Genomic DNA, 15569 nt, shown 5'->3' on the forward strand with positions numbered 1-15569 from the left:
GAGGGGATGACCGGCCCGTGAAGACCCCCGAATTCTGGTACAGGCCGCCCGGCTTGGCATCCTCGCTGCTGGCGCCGCTGGGCGCCCTCTATGGGCTGGCCGGACGGCGGCGCATCGCCGGCACCGTTCCGCAACGGGTCATGGCGCCGGTGGTCTGCGTCGGCAATCTGGTGGCGGGCGGGGCCGGGAAGACGCCGGTCGGGCTGGCGCTGATCGCCGCACTTCATGCCCGCGGCATTCCCGCTCATGCGCTGACCCGCGGCCATGGCGGACGGGAGGCCGGGCCTCTGCAGGTCGATCCCGTCCGCCACACCGCGGCCGATGTCGGCGACGAGGCTCTGCTGCTGGCCGGCGCCGCACCCTGCTGGGTGGCGCGCGACCGGGTGGCGGGGGCGCAGCGCGCGGTCGCCGCCGGGGCAGGGGCCATCGTCATGGATGACGGGTTCCAGAACCCGTCTCTGCACAAGGATTTGGCGCTGATCGTCGCCGACGGCGCGGTCGGCTTCGGCAATGGGCGGCTGGTGCCGGCGGGGCCGTTGCGCGAACGGGTGGCCGACGGCCTCGCCCGCGCCGACGCCCTGGTGATCCTGGGGGAGGACCGCCAAGGCCTCGCGGCGCTGGCCGGCCGGCGTCCGGTGCTGAAGGCATGGCTGGAGCCCGATCCCGGTGCCGCCGCCCGGCTCGCCGGCCGGGACGTCCTGGCCTTCGCCGGCATCGGCCGGCCCGAGAAGTTCTTCGCCACGCTGGAGGCGCTCGGAGCCCGCGTGGTGGAGCGGGTGGCCTTCGCCGACCACCATCCCTACCGCCCCGCCGAGGTCGCGGCCCTGATCGACCGCGCCGCAGCGGCGGGTGCCTTGCCCGTCACCACCGCCAAGGACGCCGTACGCCTGCCGCCGGAGCTTCGGGGCAGGGTGGACGTGCTGCCCGTCTCCGTCCGCTGGGAGGATGAGGGGGCGCTCGCCGCGCTGCTGTTCCCTGTGCTGTTGAAAGGAAGCCCCGATGGCCAAGCCGCGTAGCCCGCTGCAGCAATGGCTGACGCGCCATGTCGGCTACAAGCTGGAGGCGGCGCTCGTCTATGGCGTCTGCGGCCTGTTCCGGGCCCTGCCGCTCGACCGCGCGTCGGCGCTCGGCGGCTGGATCGGACGGACGGTCGGGCCGTTGCTGCCCAACAATGCCCGTGCCCGCCGGAACCTGACCCGCGCCTTCCCCGAGAAGAGCAAGGCGGAAATCGACGCCATCCTGAGCGGGATGTGGGACAATCTGGGCCGCACCATCGCCGAGTATCCGCATCTGGAACAGATCGGCCGCGAGCGGGTGGAACTGGTCGGCGTCGAGCATGTCGACGCGCTGCGCGAGGACGGCAAGGCCGGCATCCTGGTCTCCGGCCATCTGGCGAACTGGGAGGTGCAGTCGGTCGTTGCCCGGCTGCTCGGGCTGGAGGTGGGCGTGGTCTATCGTGCGCCCAACAACCCGATCGTCGGCGAGCTGCTGGTGAAGTTGCGCGGGGCGGCGACCGGCATGCAGATCCCCAAGGGGCCGGACGGTGCCAGGATCCTGCTGCGTCACCTGACCAAGGGCGGCCATGTCGGCATGCTGATCGACCAGAAGATGAACGACGGCATTCCCGTCCCCTTCTTCGGCCGTGACGCCATGACCGCGCCGGCCGCCGCCGTCCTCGGCATGAAGATGAAGCTGCCGCTATGCCCGGCGCGGACCGAACGGCTGGAGGGCGCGCGGTTCCGCGTCACCGTCCTGCCGCCGGAGGAATACCCGACCAGCGGCGACCGCAATGCGGATGCGCGAATTCTGATGGAACGTTTGAACCGTCTGTTGGAGGATTGGATCCGCGACAGGCCGGCGCAATGGCTGTGGATCCACCGCCGCTGGCCGGATTGACCGCTCCCCTACCGCCCGAAGGCCCGCCGCCATGACCCTGCCGCTCGACCCCCATCTGCTGCAACTCTACATGATCGCCGTCTGTGTCCTGGTCCTGGCGCCGGGACCGGATTCGCTGCTGGTGCTGACCCGCAGCATCGCCGACGGCAGGCAGGCGGGGGTGGTGGCGACGCTGGGCATCTGCGTCGGCAACATGGTGCATGCGCTGCTGGCCGCCGCCGGCATCTCCGCCCTGATCGCGGCCTCGACCACGCTCTTCGACCTGCTGCGCTATGCCGGCGGCGCCTATCTGGCGTGGATCGGCCTGCGGTCGCTGTGGAGCGTCTGGGCGAGCCGGGGCGCCGAACCCGCGCCGTCCATCGAGGCGCCCGCCTCGGCCCGCGCCGGCCGGGTGTTCGTCCAGGCGCTGCTGACGAACCTGCTGAACCCGAAGGTGATCCTGTTCCAGCTGGCCTTCGTTCCGCAATTCATCGCCCCCGCCCTGGGCCATGTGGCGCTGCAGACCTTCATCCTCGGCAGCATCATCTCGGTGCTGGGCGGCATCTATCTGGCCGGTGTCGCCGCGCTCAGCGCCGGCGCCGCCCGCCGCGTGCTGTCCAGCCCGCGGGTGCGCACGGCGCTGGACGGCATCGCCGGGGTGCTGTTCCTGGGCTTCGCGGTGCGGCTGCTGCTGACGGACCGGAAGTTCGCGTAAGGTGTCGGCTTCGGCGGCCCCCTCCCTAACCCTCCCCCGCTTCGCGGGAGAGGGGACTGCCACTGAACTTCCGCAAAGCTTCTACCCCCTCCACCGCGAAGCGGGGGAGGGATGGGGAGGGGGCAATCGCACCCCCACCCTCACCACAGATCGTCCTCGTCCTCCGCCCCCGTATCGACATCGAAGGTCGCCGCTTGCCGGACGACGGGGTGGCTGTCCTTCCATTCCTCGAAATCCGACACCACCGCCGGCCGGATGCCCAGCGCCAGAACCGGGCAGCCGCCGCCGCGGCCGGCGTCCAGCCGGTAGAGCAGCTTCTTCATCCAGGTGGTGCTGGCACCGTACTTGTTTTGGAAATTCTTCATCTCCACCCGCCGCGCCACCTCGGTGAACAGCGGGATCAGCTCGGCGCTGCGGGTCAGCAGGACGCCGGCATTGATGATGCCGCATTCGTAGAAGGTGCGGGCGGCGTAGAGGTCTCGGTCGAAGGTCTGGTCCTTGCTGTTCCATTCCAGGTCGAAGGACACGCGCTCCTTCACGAAGTCGATCTTGTGGCCGTCGATGAAGCCGTTGACCTTGTACAGCTCCTCGCGCTGGCGCTGCTCGGTCACGGTCTGGCCGCGGTTCTTGCCGGCGATGCGGCGCTTTTCCTCATGCGTCACGATCATCTTGGTGATGAACAGGTCGCCGCGGATGCGCGTCTCGTTCCAGCCCAGCGGGTTCAGCATCCGCTCCATCGTCTTGGCGATCTGCGACTTGTTGCCGCCGGATGCCACGATGTCCTCGGTGCGGATGCGGAACTCCATCAACCGCTCGGTGATCTCGCGGAACTCGGGCGTGCAGGCATAGGCCAGGATGCGGGCCGCGTTGCGGTAGCTGTGCACCTCGTACAGGTCGAGGAAGCCCGGCGGGAACAGGTCGCCCAGGTCGGGATCCCGCGCCTCGATCAGCGGGGCCTTGTCGTGGATGCAGGCAAGCAGGTTCATGACGGCACATGCGCGATGGAAAACGGCGCCACCATGGCGGCTGCCGCCCGGCAAATCCACCATTTCCACCTGATGGTTGCCGCCTCATGGCGTCGATCGGGGGCCGAACTGGCGGCCTTTCCCGCACCTATGCTAAGGTCGCCCGCGCGCCGGGGTGGAAAACGCGCGGCAAGTTCGCCGGGGGACCGTGATGAGCGACGAATTCCTGTTCGCGGAGGAGGAACCCGCCGTCGAAGTGGCGGCCGAGGCTGCCGAACCGGTCGAACCCTGGCTGATCCTGATCGTCGACGACGACCCCGCCATCCACGCCACCACCAAGATGGTGCTGCGCGGCTTCACCTTCGAAGGACGGCCGGCGCAGTTCCTGTCGGCCGCCACCGCGGCGGAAGCCCGCGGGGTGCTGCGCGACAACCCGGCCATCGCGGTGATCCTGCTCGACGTCGTGATGGAGTCGGACGATGCCGGCCTGCGGCTGGTCCGCTACATCCGCAGCGAGTTGAGCAACCGGCGGGTCCGCATCATCCTGCGCACCGGCCAGCCGGGGCAGGCGCCGGAACGCGACGTCATCCTCAGCTACGACATCAACGACTACAAATCGAAGACGGAGCTGACGGCGCAGAAGCTGTTCACCTCCGTCGTCGCGGCTTTGCGCGGCTATCAGGACATCACAGCGATCGAAGACCATCGCGAAGGGCTGGAGCGCATCCTCGACGCGTCCTCCACGCTGCTGGGCAAGCGGACGATGGCGGAGTTCGTGCGCCATGCCGTGGCGCAGATCGTCGGCGTCTGTCCGCCCGCCAATGGAATGACTTTGGGGGGGGTGGCGCTGGTCAGCCGCCTGTCCGACGGACCGCGGCCGGCGGAACCGCTGGTGCTGGGCGGTGCCGGCCGCCATGTCGGGATGGAAGGAACGCCGCTGTTCCTGGCCCTGCCGGACGAGGCGGTGCAGGCAGTGACGGCGGCGCTGGCCGACGGGCGCAACCGGTTCGAGCGCGGGCACAGCGTCCTGGTCTTCCGCTCCGCCACCCGGCGGCACGACACGGCGGTCTATCTCGGCCATGGCCGCGCGCTGACGGCGGACGAACGGCGGCTTCTGGAGGTGTTCTGCGCCAAGGTCGCCATCGGCTTCGACAACGTCCACCTCTACGAGGAACTGACCGAGCTGAACCGCAGCCTGGAAGGCCAGGTGGCGGAACGCACGCGCGACCTCGTGGCCGCGCGCGAGGCGGCGGAGGCGGCACGGTCGGAGGCGGAGGCGGCCAACCAGGCGAAGTCGCTGTTCCTGGCGACCATGAGCCATGAGATCCGCACGCCGATGAACGGCATCCAGGGCATGCTGGAACTGCTGGAACACACCAGCCTGACAGGCGACCAGCGCGAACTGGTCACCGTGGTGCGGGAATCGGCCGGCGCCCTGCTGACCATCATCAACGACATCCTGGACTTCTCGAAGATCGAGGCCGGGCGGCTGGACCTGGAACGGGTGCCGGTGGCGCTGGCCGGCGTGGTGGAGGGGGTGGCCGACACGCTGGCCCCCGGCGCGCGGGCCAAGGGCCTGTCGCTGGTCACCTATGTCGATCCCGACCTGCCGGCCGCGGTGCTGGGCGATCCGGTGCGCATCCGGCAGGTGCTGTTCAACATCGCCGGCAATGCGGTGAAGTTCACCCAGTCCGGCTCGGTCACGGTGCGGGTGGAACTGGCACATTTCGACGGCGACCGGGTCATCATCCGGGTGGCGGTGACCGACACCGGCATCGGCATCTCGGCGGAGAATCAGGTCCGCCTGTTCCGTCCCTTCACCCAGGCGGAGGTGTCGACCACCCGCCGGTTCGGCGGCACCGGTCTCGGGCTGTCGATCTGCCGGCGCCTGGCCGAGCTGATGGGCGGCGACATCGGCGTCACCAGCGAACTGAATGTCGGCTCCACCTTCTGGTTCACCTTCGCCGCCGATCTGGTCCCGGCGGAGGATGACGCCTGCCTTCAGCGGGCGCCGCTGCAGGGTGTGACGGTGCTGCTGTTGGCCGCGGATGCGAAGGAGCGCGGCTTCCTTGCCCGCTACCTGAACGCCGACGGCGCCCAGGTGGTGGAGGCCGCCGATGCCGACGCGGCATTGCACACCCTTCTGCCCACCGCCGCCTGCGACGTGCTGGTCTCCACCTTGGGCACCGACAGCGCGGCGCTGGACAGCGACCCGCGTGGCCGGGTGCGCGGCCGCGTCCTGATCGGCGGCGATGCGCTGACCGCCGGCGATACCGCTGCGCTCGGCTCCTCGGGGGGTGGGGCCGGCGCCGGAACCGTCGTCCTCGGCCGGCCGGTGCGGCGGACCAGCCTGATCCGCGCCGTCCTGGCTGCCGCCGGACGCATGCCGGCAGGGGAGGGCGGACGGGCCGATCTGCAGCCGGAGCCGGAGGAGCCGGCCGCTCCCGCCGCCGGCCGGCGGCGGCTGCCCACGGTGGAGGAGGCGCGGGCGCGGTGCCGACTGATCCTGGTGGCGGAGGATCATCCGACCAACCGGCAGGTGATCCAGCGCCAGCTCGCCTTGCTGGGCCATGTCATGGAAACCGCGGAGGACGGCGCACAGGCGTTGGCCCTGTGGCGGGCCGGCGGCCATGGCCTGCTGCTGACCGACTGCCAGATGCCGGAGTTGGACGGCATGGAACTGGCCCGCAGCATCCGGGCGGCGGAAGCGGCCGGGGGAGGTCCCCGCCTGCCCATCGTCGCCATCACCGCCAATGCGACGGAGAACGAGGCCCAGCTTTGCCTGCAGGCCGGCATGGACGAAACGCTGGCCAAGCCGGTCAGCCTCGCCGATCTGCGCCGCGTGCTCGACCGTTTCCTGCCGCCGGACGGTTACGCGGAAGGCTGGGCGGAGGAGGAGCCCGACGAGCAAGCCGCCCCGTCGCCGGAGTCCGTCGAGGCTCCGCCGGCGCTGCCGCAGGCGGCCGGCCTGCCGCCGCTCGACATGGATGCGCTGACCGCGCTGTTCGACGGTGACGCCGACTTCGTCCGCCATCTGCTGGGCGAGTTCGTCACCTCCAACCGCACCTCCCACCGTTGGCTCATCGATGCGCTGGCGGGCGAGATCTGGGACGAGGTGCGGCAGGCCGCCCACAAGCTGGCGGGGTCTTCGCGCACCGTCGGCGCCCGCGATCTCGCCGCCGCCGCAGACGCGGTGGAAATGGCAGTGATCGACCGCCGGTTGGACGGCATCGCCGCCATGGTCGCCCGCGTCGGCGTCGAACTGGACCGCGTCGTCGGCCATATCGAGGCGGTCTGATCCTCGCCCCGCGCGGGCTGTAACGAACCCGACATGGCAGCCCCCTTGTCGCCTTTGCGACAAGGTCGCGGTGCGTCCTACCTTCGGAGAATCCTGAACATTTCCCTTGGCTTGACCGGCCTTCCGCCGGCTGGCACGCCGCTTGCTGTCCTGGGTGTATCCCGGCCCGGTGCCGGCCCCAAACCCACATGCGCGTCACAGCGAGAGCGGAAGCCAAGGAGAACGGGATGCACATCGTCGTCTGTATCAAGCAGGTGCCCGACAGCGCCCAGATCCGCATCCATCCCGTCACCAACACCATCATGCGGCAGGGCGTGCCCGCCATCATCAACCCGTTCGACCTGTTCTCGCTGGAAGAAGCGCTGCGGCTGAAGGACAAGGTGGGCGCCCGCGTCACCGTGCTGACCATGGGGCCGCCGATGGCGGAGACCTCGCTGCGCAAGGCGCTGTCGCTGGGGGCCGACGACGCGGTGCTGCTGACCGACCGCAAGTTCGCCGGGTCCGACACGCTGGCGACCTCATACGCCCTGACCTCCGCGATCCAGAAGCTGGCGGAGGAGGAGCCGGTCGACATCGTCTTCTGCGGCAAGCAGACGGTCGACGGCGACACCGCCCAGGTCGGCCCCGGCATCGCCACCCGCCTCGGCTTCGAGCAGCTGACCTACATCACGAAGATCGAAGATCTGGACATCGCGTCCAAGGAGATCGTGGTTCAGCGCCGCTCCGAAGGCGGCGTCCAGGTGCTGAAGACGAAGCTGCCCTGCATGATCACCATGCTGGAGGGCACCAATACCATCCGCTTCGGCAAGATGGACGATCTGTTCCGTGCCGCCCGCTACGACCTGAAGACCTGGAGCCGCGACTTCACCGGCGCCGAAGAGGCCCGCGTCGGGCTGAAGGGCTCGCCGACCGTGGTGTCGAAGGTCTTCGTGCCGAAGCCGCGCGCCGAGAAGGCGAAGATGATCGTCGCCGACGCCGACACCCCCGATGCGCAGGCCGCCGCCGCCATCGACGCCATCTTCGGCGCCCAGCCGAAGCTGGCCGACGATTTGCTCGCCCGCGCCGCGGCCGGGCTTTGACGATCCACCCGCGGGAGACCCGACGATGAGCGAACCGAGCAAGCCCCAGGGCCGCAAGTTCCAGCTTCCCGAACACCTGAAGGTTTACAAGAACGTCTGGGTGATCGTGGAGCAGGAGCGCGGCATCGTCCACTCCGTGTCGCTGGAACTGCTGGGCGAAGCCCGCAAGCTGGCCGACAAGCTGGGGGTGGAGGTGGGAGCGGTGGTTCTGGGCGCCGAAAGCCCCGACCTGAACCGCATCTGCGGCGACGCCATCAGCTATGGCGCCGACATCGTCTACAAGGTGACGGACCCGGCGCTGGCCGACTACCGCACCGATCCCTATTGCCGCGTCATGACCGAGGTGGTGAACACCCACAAGCCCGAGATCGTGCTGCTGGGTGCCACCACGCTGGGCCGCGATCTGGCCGGCGCCATCGCCACCACGCTGGCGACCGGCCTGACCGCCGACTGCACCGAACTGGACATCTACGCCGACAACCGCTCGCTGGCCGCCACCCGGCCGACCTTCGGCGGCACGCTGCTCTGCACCATCCAGACGCTGGCCTACCGGCCGCAGATGGCGACGGTGCGCCCGCGCGTGATGGCGATGCCGGAACGCGACGACGCGCGCACCGGCCGCGTCGTCGAAATCCGACCCGATCTGCGGGAAGAGGACATCGTCACCAAGGTCCTGAACTTCATCGCCGACCGCGAGCAGAACGAGGCGCAGCTGGCCTTCGCCGACATCATCGTGTCGGCCGGCAAGGGGCTGGGCAAGGTCGAGAACATGAAACTGGTCTTCGACCTCGCCCGGGTGCTGGGCGGCGAGGTCGGCGTGACCCGCCCGCTGGTCCAGGCCGGCTGGGCCACGAATGACCGTCAGGTCGGGCAGACCGGCAAGACGGTGCGGCCCAAGCTCTACATCGCCGCCGGTATCTCCGGCGCCATCCAGCATCGGGTCGGCATGGAGAAGTCGGACCTGATCCTGGCGATCAACACCGATCCCAACGCGACGATCTTCGACTTCGCCCATCTCGGGCTGGTCGGCGACGCGCTGACGATCCTGCCGGCGCTGACCGACGCCTTCGGTCGTCGCCTCTCCGTCAACCGCATGGCCGGCTGACCGCCGGACGAGAAAGGAGCCTGTCGACATGGTCGAAAAGTTCGACGCCATCGTCATCGGTGCCGGCCCGTCCGGCAACGCCGCGACATACACGCTGGCCAAGCAGGGGCTGAAGGTGCTCCAGCTTGAGCGCGGCGAATATCCCGGCGCCAAGAACGTCCAGGGCGGCATCATGTACGCCCACGAGTTGGAGAAGATCATCCCGGATTTCCGGGACGATTGCCCGACCGAACGCCACATCATCGAACAGCGCGTCTGGCTGCTGGGCGACGACAGCTATGTCGGCACCAACTACCGGTCGGAGTCCTTCAACAGCGACAAGCCGAACCGCTACACCATCATCCGCGCCAACATCGACAAATGGTGGGGCGAGCAGATCCGCAAGGTCGGCGGCCTGCAGATCTGCGAGACCACGGTGACGGAGCTGATCCGCGACCCGTCCGGCAAGGTGATCGGTGTGCGCACCGACCGCGAGGGCGGGGAGATCCATGCCGACGTCGTCATCATGGCCGACGGCGTCAACGCCCTGCTCGCCAAGCGCGCCGGCCTTCAGGCCGAAGCGGCGCCGGAGAATGTGGCTCTGGCGGTGAAGGAAATTCTCTTCATCGATCCGGAGCTGATCCAGCAGCGCTTCGGCATCAAGGAGGATGAAGGCGTCGTCATCGAGATCATGGGCAAGGTGACCAAGGGGATGGTCGGCACCGCCTTCCTCTACACCAACAAGGAATCGCTGACGATCGGCATCGGCTGCCTGATCTCCGACTTCAAGAACGGCGATTGCCCTCCCTATAAAATGCTGGAGGATCTGAAGAACCACCCCGTCATCAAGCCGCTGATCGAAGGGGCGGAGATGAAGGAATATGCCGCCCACATGATCCCGGAGGGCGGCTACAAGGCGGTTCCGCAGCTCTACGGCGACGGCTGGATGGTGGTCGGCGATGCGGCACACTTCAACAACGCCGCCCACCGCGAGGGCTCCAACCTCGCCATGGCGTCAGGCCGGATGGCGGCGGAGACGGTGATCGAGCTGAAGGCAGCCGGCAAGGGCTACAGCGCGTCGAACCTGGCTGCCTACAAGAAGAAGCTGGACGACAGCTTCATCATGAAGGACTTGAAGAAATATCGCGAGCTGCCCGGCATCATGCACGGCAACAAGCAGTTCTTCGGCGCCTATCCCGACGAAATCACCTCCGCGGTCCACAACTGGTTCACCGTGGACAGCGTCGACAAGAAGACCAAGGAAAAGCAGATCATGAAGTCCTTCATCAAGCGCCGCTCGGTGATGGGGCTGGTCGGTGACGCAATCAAGCTGGTGAGGGCCGTGCGATGAGCATCATGGTGAAGGTCGAAGAGAAGCTCTATCAGAACCGCTACATCGTCGACGAGAGCCGGCCGCACATCCAGATCAAGAGCCTGGAGGCCTGCCAGAGCTGCGAGAAACAGGCCTGTACCTTCTGTTGCCCGGCCGCCTGCTACAGCAAGAACGAGACCGGCGGCGTGACGCTGGTGACCGACGGCTGCCTGGAATGCGGCACCTGCCGCGTCGTCTGCCAGGACAAGGGCAACATCGCCTGGGACTATCCGCGCGGCGGTTACGGCATCAGCTACAAGTTCGGCTGATCGGTTCGCGTCTGTTGTCTTGCCCCGGAACTGGATGGCCTCCGCGCGGCGACGCGCGGGGGCCGATTTGTCTTGAGCAAGGGGTAATCAGCTACTCCGCAACACCCCCGCCGCATGGTCCAGCGCCCGCTGCAGTTCCGCCGGGAAATAGGGTTTGCGGACGAAGCCGAAGGGCTCGCAGTCGGCGGCGCGGTGCCGGGTCTCGGCATCGGCGAAGGCGGAGGTGAAGATGCAGCGGATGCCGGTGCGGGCACGGATGGCCGCGGCGGCGTCGATCCCGTCGCGCGGGCCGAGCAGGCGGATGTCCATCATCACGATGTCTGGGCGCAGCCGCTCGGCCGCCCCGATCGCGGCGTCGGCATTGTCCTCGATGCCGATGACGGCGAAGCCCAGCATGCCCAGGACCTCTTCCAAAGCCATGGCGGCGAGACTTTCGTCCTCGACGATGAGGATGCGCAGGGGATGGTCGGAGGCAGGCGTAATGTCTGTCATCGTACTCGCGCGGGTGCTGTCACAAGAATTCTACAGGAGCCACGCAGTAGGCGAACCCAAAAAGCGCAGGATTATGACCAATGGTGCGGTCTGCGCCTGATGCATGGCGCTACGGGCAGGCATGGCAGCAGGTCGGCGCAGGTGCGTGAGGAGAGATCGCACGCCCTTGTTTTTCACCCCGTCGGCGTACCATCTCTGTCCCATGGCTGTTTTCAGGACCGAACATCGCGGACCTGCGCGCGTCCCTTGCGGACCATTGGCGGGGCCGCGCCCTATTCCATGAGGAGGACGGCGATGGACCTGCGTGTCTGTTTCGAAAATATGGAGAACGTCAACGTCAACGACGCGGCGATGATGAAGCACTACGCCAAGAGCTATCTGGCGGATTTCGAACCCGAATGGGCCGGATTCATCATGCTGCCCCACGACGAGACCATGCGTGCGACGATGGAGCCTGCCTGGCAGGTTCTGATCCGCGACGCTACGCCGCGGACGGAGCAGGAACTGCTGCGTTACATCGACGAGAACCCGATGGCCGCCTACCACGTCCACGTCTACCGGCGCGACGACGGCCCCAACGAGAGCAAGATCCACTGACGGCAAAGGGGGCGCGGCCGGCGCCCCCCTCCCGTCGATGTCATGGGTGCCGGCGGCTCAGCCGACCGGCGACCCCAGCAGGCTGTCCAGCGGGACGAAGCGGTCTGCCATCTTGCGCGCTTCCTCCTTGTGGACCTTGAAGGTCTTCTCCGCGATGGCGTTGGACACCATGAAATCCTGGTAGGCGCGTTCCAGATGAAAGCGGTAGCGCGCCGACATGCCTTCGTCGTCCAGCCCCTCCATCCCATGGTCCGCCGACAGGTAGTCGTGAAAGCGCTGCAGGATGTGCAGGCGGTTCACATTGACCACGCGCTGGTCATAGGTGACGTGGAAGAAGCGCAGGAAGTCTTCCGCGGTTTCTAGATCGTCGAGGTCGTCGGTGAAATCGCTCATCGTCGAAGGCTCCTCACGCGTGCTGCTGGGTGGAAGGGGAGGGGCTGCACCCCTCCTGGTCGCAGATGTTGCCACAAGAGCTGCAGGCCACACCGTCCAAACGTATATCGCTCAACCGAAATTCCGAAAGACGGACGTTTTTAGCAGAAAACTGTGACGTTTCGGTTGCGGTGTGGGCTTCCAGCCGGGCTTCGATGCGGTTGATGTGGTCGATCAGGCAGGCGATGGCCTTACCGACCGGGTCAGGCATGAGATGATGTTCCAGATCGATGCCGTGATTGGAAAGATGGCGATGCGCTTCCGGCCGCACCACCCGGCCGGGGATGCCGACCACGGTCATTCCCGGCGGTACCGGCTTGGTCACCACCGAGTTGGCGCCGACCCGCGCGTTGGTGCCGACGGTGATCGGCCCCAGGACCTTGGCGCCGGCACCGACCAGCACGCCGTCCGCCAGCGTCGGGTGCCGCTTGCCCTTGGTCCAGGAGGTGCCGCCCAGCGTCACCCCGTGATAGAGCGTCACGTCGTCGCCGATCTCCGCGGTCTCGCCGATCACCACGCCGGCACCATGGTCGATGAAGAAACGGCGGCCGATGCCGGCACCGGGATGGATGTCGATGTTGGTCACCGCGCGCGCCACATAGGACAGGAAGCGCGCCGGCCAGCGCAGCCCCCGCCGCCAGGCCGCATTGGCGAAGCGGTGGATCACCAGCGCATGGATGCCGGGATAGCAGGTCAGCACGTCGAAGACATTGCGCGCCGCAGGATCGCGGTCGAACACGCAGGCGACGTCCTCGCGCAGCAGGGCCAGAATGCCCGGGGAGCTTTTGGGCCGGGTCATGTCGCCGCCTCCAGGAAGGCGTGCAGTTCCTCGGGCGTGGGCGGCCGTTTGGCGCAGGTGGCCAGCGCGCGGACGCGCGGCAGCACCGCCTGCGCGGTGGCGTCGTCGCAGGCGATGCCGAGCCGCTCGTAGGCCAGCTTCACCGCCGCGGTGCCGGAGTGCTTGCCCAGCACGATGCGGTGTTCGCGCCCGACCTCGGCCGGGTCGAAATTCTGGTAGGTGGCGCGGTCGCGCAGCAGCCCGTCGACATGGATGCCGGCCTCGTGGGTGAAGACGGCGGCGCCGACGATCGACTTGTTGACCGCCACCGGCCGGTTGGAGGCTCGCTCCACCAGATCGCTGATGGCGCTGAGCGACCGCGTCTCCACGCCGGTGTCGATGTGGTAGAGGTGCTTCAGCGAGACCACCACCTCCTCCAGGGGGGCATTGCCGGCGCGCTCGCCCAGCCCGTTCACCGTGGTGTTGACGTGAGTGGCGCCGCCCAGCACCGCGGCCAGCGAATTGGCGTTGGCGAGGCCCAGGTCGTCATGGGCGTGGATCTCGATCTCCAGGTCGGTCGCCCGGCGCAGCCGTTCGATGCAGGCGCGCGTCTGGAAGGGGTCGAGCACGCCGAGAGTGTCGGCGAATCGGAAGCGCCGCGCGCCCGCTCCTTGCGCCACCGTGGCGGCGGCGATCAGGAAATCCATGTCGGCGCGGGAGGAATCCTCGCCGCCGACGCTGACCTCCAGCCCATGGTCGCGTGCCTGTTTCACCCGGCGCTCGATCTCCGCCAGCGCCCAGGCTCGGCTGCGCTTCAGCTTCTTCGTGATTTGGATGTCCGACACCGGCATCGAGAGGTTGACGAAGCCGACATTGCAGGACAGCGCCGCCTTCAGGTCGGCGTCGTGCATGCGGCACCACACCATCAGCCGGCCCTTCAGCCCCAGTGCGGCCACGGCGCGGATGCCCTCGCGCTCCTCCTCGCCCATGGCTGGGATGCCGATCTCCTGCTCCGGTACGCCGGCGGCGTCGAGCGCGCGGGCGATGGCGATCTTCTCGTCCAGCGTGAAGGCGACGCCCGCCGTCTGCTCGCCGTCGCGCAGCGTCGTGTCGTTGATGGTGGCGAAGGTGGTGGGCATGGGGGCACCTCGCATCGTCGTCGCCGATTGCCCCCACCCCGACCCTCCCCCGCTGGGCGGGGGAGGGGGTAGGAGCTTTGCGGAGGCTGTTGCAAAGGAGCGGCGGAGTTCCCTCCCCCGCCCAGCGGGGGAGGGTTAGGGTGGGGGCAAGCACAGCCCCCAAGGAAGTGTCGCAGGCCGGGCCGGGGACCCGCCCCGACGGGGTGTCGTCGGGCGGGGTGCCGGGACGGGCCATCGACCCGGCCTGCGATTCCGGTGTTACGAATAAACGGGTGCAAACTCCTTCGCCTTGCCCGCGTCCTGTTGCCAGTAGGGCGACAGGCTGCGCAGCTTAGCGATGATGCCCGGCACCACGGCGATGACCCGGTCGATCTCCTCCTCCGTCGTTTCGCGCGACAGGGAGAAGCGGGTGGCGCCATGGGCGGCGGTGTAGGGCACGCCCATGGCGCGCATGACGTGGCTGGGCTCCAGCGAACCCGAGGTGCAGGCGGAGCCGGAGGACGCCGCGATACCGGCCTCGTTCAGCAGCAGGAGGATCGCCTCGCCCTCGATATACTCGAAGGCGATGTTGCAGGTGTTGGGCAGGCGGTTGTCGGGGTTGCCGGTGACGAAGCAGCTCGGTACCGCCGCCAGGATCGCCTGTTCCAACTTGTCGCGCAGCGCCTTCACCCGCGTGTTCTCGTCGCCCATATGGACCAGCGCCAATTGGGCGGCGGCGCCCAGCCCGACGATTCCGGGCGCGTTCTCGGTGCCGGCGCGGCGCGAGCGCTCCTGATGGCCGCCGCGCAGCATCGGGCGGTAGCGCAGGCCGCGCTTGACGTAGAGCGCGCCGATGCCCTTGGGAGCGTGCAGCTTGTGGCCGGACAGCGACAGCATGTCGATGGCGCTGTCCGCCAGCTTCACCGGGATCTTGCCGACCGACTGCACCGCGTCGGTGTGGAAGAGGGCGCCGACCTCCTTCGCCATGCGCGCCAGTTCCTCCACCGGGAAGATCGTCCCGGTTTCGTTGTTGGCCCACATGATGGAGACGATGGCGACCCGGTCGGACAATGCTGCGCGGTAGGCCTCCATGTCGAGGTTGCCCTTGGCGTCCACGGGGATGCGGTGGACCGTGTAGCCGCGCTTCTTCTCCAGATACTCGCAGAGCGCCAGCACGCCGGGGTGTTCGACCACGCTGGTGACGATCTCGCGCTTCTTCGGATAGGCCTCCAGCGCCGACAGGATGGCGGTGTTGTCGCTTTCCGTGCCCCCGGAGGTGAAGACGATCTCGCTGTCATGGGCGGCGCCCAGCAGGGCCTGGACCTGCTTGCGCGCCCATTCGATCTTGCCGCCCACCGCGGCGCCGAAGCCGTGCATGGAGGAGGCGTTGCCGAAATGCTCGGTGAAGAGCGGCAGCATCTCCTGCAGCACTTCCGGATCGACGCGGGTGGTGGCGTTGTTGTCGAGATAGATGCCCTGGCTCATGGCGTCACGC

At 68.1% G+C, this 15569-nt stretch carries 15 protein-coding genes; 9 read left to right on the plus strand and 6 right to left on the minus strand.

Annotation, left to right across the window (positions count from 1 at the left end):
- The first annotated feature begins 17 nt into the window (after window positions 1-17).
- From lpxK to ACWPKK_RS02225, 3 genes are read left to right on the plus strand one after another with little or no spacing between them, the layout of a single operon-like run.
- Window positions 18-1016, plus strand: a complete 999-nt coding sequence (gene lpxK, locus ACWPKK_RS02215; protein ID WP_452000745.1) for a tetraacyldisaccharide 4'-kinase — start codon at window positions 18-20, stop codon at window positions 1014-1016.
- Window positions 1000-1896 carry an LpxL/LpxP family acyltransferase gene (locus tag ACWPKK_RS02220; protein WP_452000747.1) on the plus strand — a complete coding sequence of 299 codons (897 nt, stop codon included), beginning with the start codon at window positions 1000-1002 and terminating at the stop codon, window positions 1894-1896. The genes lpxK and ACWPKK_RS02220 overlap by 17 nt, the downstream gene beginning before the upstream one ends.
- 31 nt (window positions 1897-1927) lie before the next feature.
- On the plus strand, window positions 1928-2590 hold the full coding sequence (locus ACWPKK_RS02225; RefSeq protein WP_452000748.1) for a LysE family translocator: 663 nt from the start codon (window positions 1928-1930) through the stop codon (window positions 2588-2590).
- A 140-nt stretch (window positions 2591-2730) separates the two neighbouring features.
- Here ACWPKK_RS02225 and ACWPKK_RS02230 read toward each other — a convergent pair whose 3' ends face one another.
- Window positions 2731-3576 carry a BglII/BstYI family type II restriction endonuclease gene (locus tag ACWPKK_RS02230; protein ID WP_452000749.1) on the minus strand — a complete coding sequence of 282 codons (846 nt, stop codon included), beginning with the start codon at window positions 3574-3576 and terminating at the stop codon, window positions 2731-2733.
- A 190-nt stretch (window positions 3577-3766) separates the two neighbouring features.
- Between ACWPKK_RS02230 and ACWPKK_RS02235 the strand changes: the two genes are divergently transcribed.
- The 5 genes from ACWPKK_RS02235 (at window position 3767) to ACWPKK_RS02255 (ending at window position 10657) form a co-directional block, all read left to right on the plus strand.
- Entirely contained in the window at window positions 3767-6853 is a 3087-nt protein-coding gene (locus ACWPKK_RS02235; RefSeq protein ID WP_452000751.1) for a response regulator, read from the plus strand.
- A gap of 227 nt (window positions 6854-7080) precedes the next feature.
- A complete protein-coding gene (locus ACWPKK_RS02240; RefSeq protein WP_452000752.1) occupies window positions 7081-7932 on the plus strand; it encodes an electron transfer flavoprotein subunit beta/FixA family protein in 852 nt (283 codons plus the stop codon).
- Between the two features lie 25 nt (window positions 7933-7957).
- Window positions 7958-9037, plus strand: a complete 1080-nt coding sequence (locus ACWPKK_RS02245) for an electron transfer flavoprotein subunit alpha/FixB family protein (protein WP_452000754.1) — start codon at window positions 7958-7960, stop codon at window positions 9035-9037.
- 28 nt (window positions 9038-9065) lie between these two features.
- Window positions 9066-10367, plus strand: coding sequence for an FAD-dependent monooxygenase (locus ACWPKK_RS02250; RefSeq protein WP_452000756.1), 1302 nt, complete (start codon window positions 9066-9068; stop codon window positions 10365-10367).
- Window positions 10364-10657 (plus strand): ferredoxin family protein, encoded by a 294-nt coding sequence (locus tag ACWPKK_RS02255; protein ID WP_452000758.1) that lies wholly within the window; start codon window positions 10364-10366, stop codon window positions 10655-10657. The genes ACWPKK_RS02250 and ACWPKK_RS02255 overlap by 4 nt, the downstream gene beginning before the upstream one ends.
- 87 nt (window positions 10658-10744) lie before the next feature.
- Here the strand turns inward: ACWPKK_RS02255 and ACWPKK_RS02260 are convergent, their stop codons facing one another.
- Window positions 10745-11149: a response regulator gene (locus tag ACWPKK_RS02260; RefSeq protein ID WP_452000760.1), complete on the minus strand. Its 405-nt coding sequence runs from the start codon at window positions 11147-11149 to the stop codon at window positions 10745-10747.
- Between the two features lie 294 nt (window positions 11150-11443).
- Here ACWPKK_RS02260 and ACWPKK_RS02265 point away from each other — a divergent pair, with 294 nt between their 5' ends.
- Entirely contained in the window at window positions 11444-11746 is a 303-nt protein-coding gene (locus tag ACWPKK_RS02265; RefSeq protein WP_324865400.1) for a hypothetical protein, read from the plus strand.
- Window positions 11747-11803: 57 nt separating this feature from the next.
- On the opposite strand, the gene nifW is transcribed toward ACWPKK_RS02265, so the two are convergent.
- From nifW to nifS, 4 genes are all read right to left on the minus strand, one after another.
- Complete coding sequence (gene nifW, locus ACWPKK_RS02270) at window positions 11804-12139, minus strand: nitrogenase-stabilizing/protective protein NifW (RefSeq protein ID WP_310114807.1); 336 nt, start codon at window positions 12137-12139, stop codon at window positions 11804-11806.
- A 13-nt stretch (window positions 12140-12152) separates the two neighbouring features.
- Window positions 12153-12977: a serine O-acetyltransferase gene (gene cysE / locus ACWPKK_RS02275; protein WP_452000762.1), complete on the minus strand. Its 825-nt coding sequence runs from the start codon at window positions 12975-12977 to the stop codon at window positions 12153-12155.
- Complete coding sequence (gene nifV, locus ACWPKK_RS02280; RefSeq protein ID WP_452000764.1) at window positions 12974-14095, minus strand: homocitrate synthase; 1122 nt, start codon at window positions 14093-14095, stop codon at window positions 12974-12976. The genes cysE and nifV overlap by 4 nt, the downstream gene beginning before the upstream one ends.
- A 258-nt stretch (window positions 14096-14353) precedes the next feature.
- The gene (nifS, locus tag ACWPKK_RS02285; protein ID WP_452000766.1) at window positions 14354-15559 is read right to left on the minus strand and encodes a cysteine desulfurase NifS; all 1206 of its coding nucleotides are present in this window, start codon (window positions 15557-15559) and stop codon (window positions 14354-14356) included.
- Window positions 15560-15569: the final 10 nt, after the last annotated feature.

The sequence above is a fragment of the Azospirillum largimobile genome, from assembly GCF_977007025.2.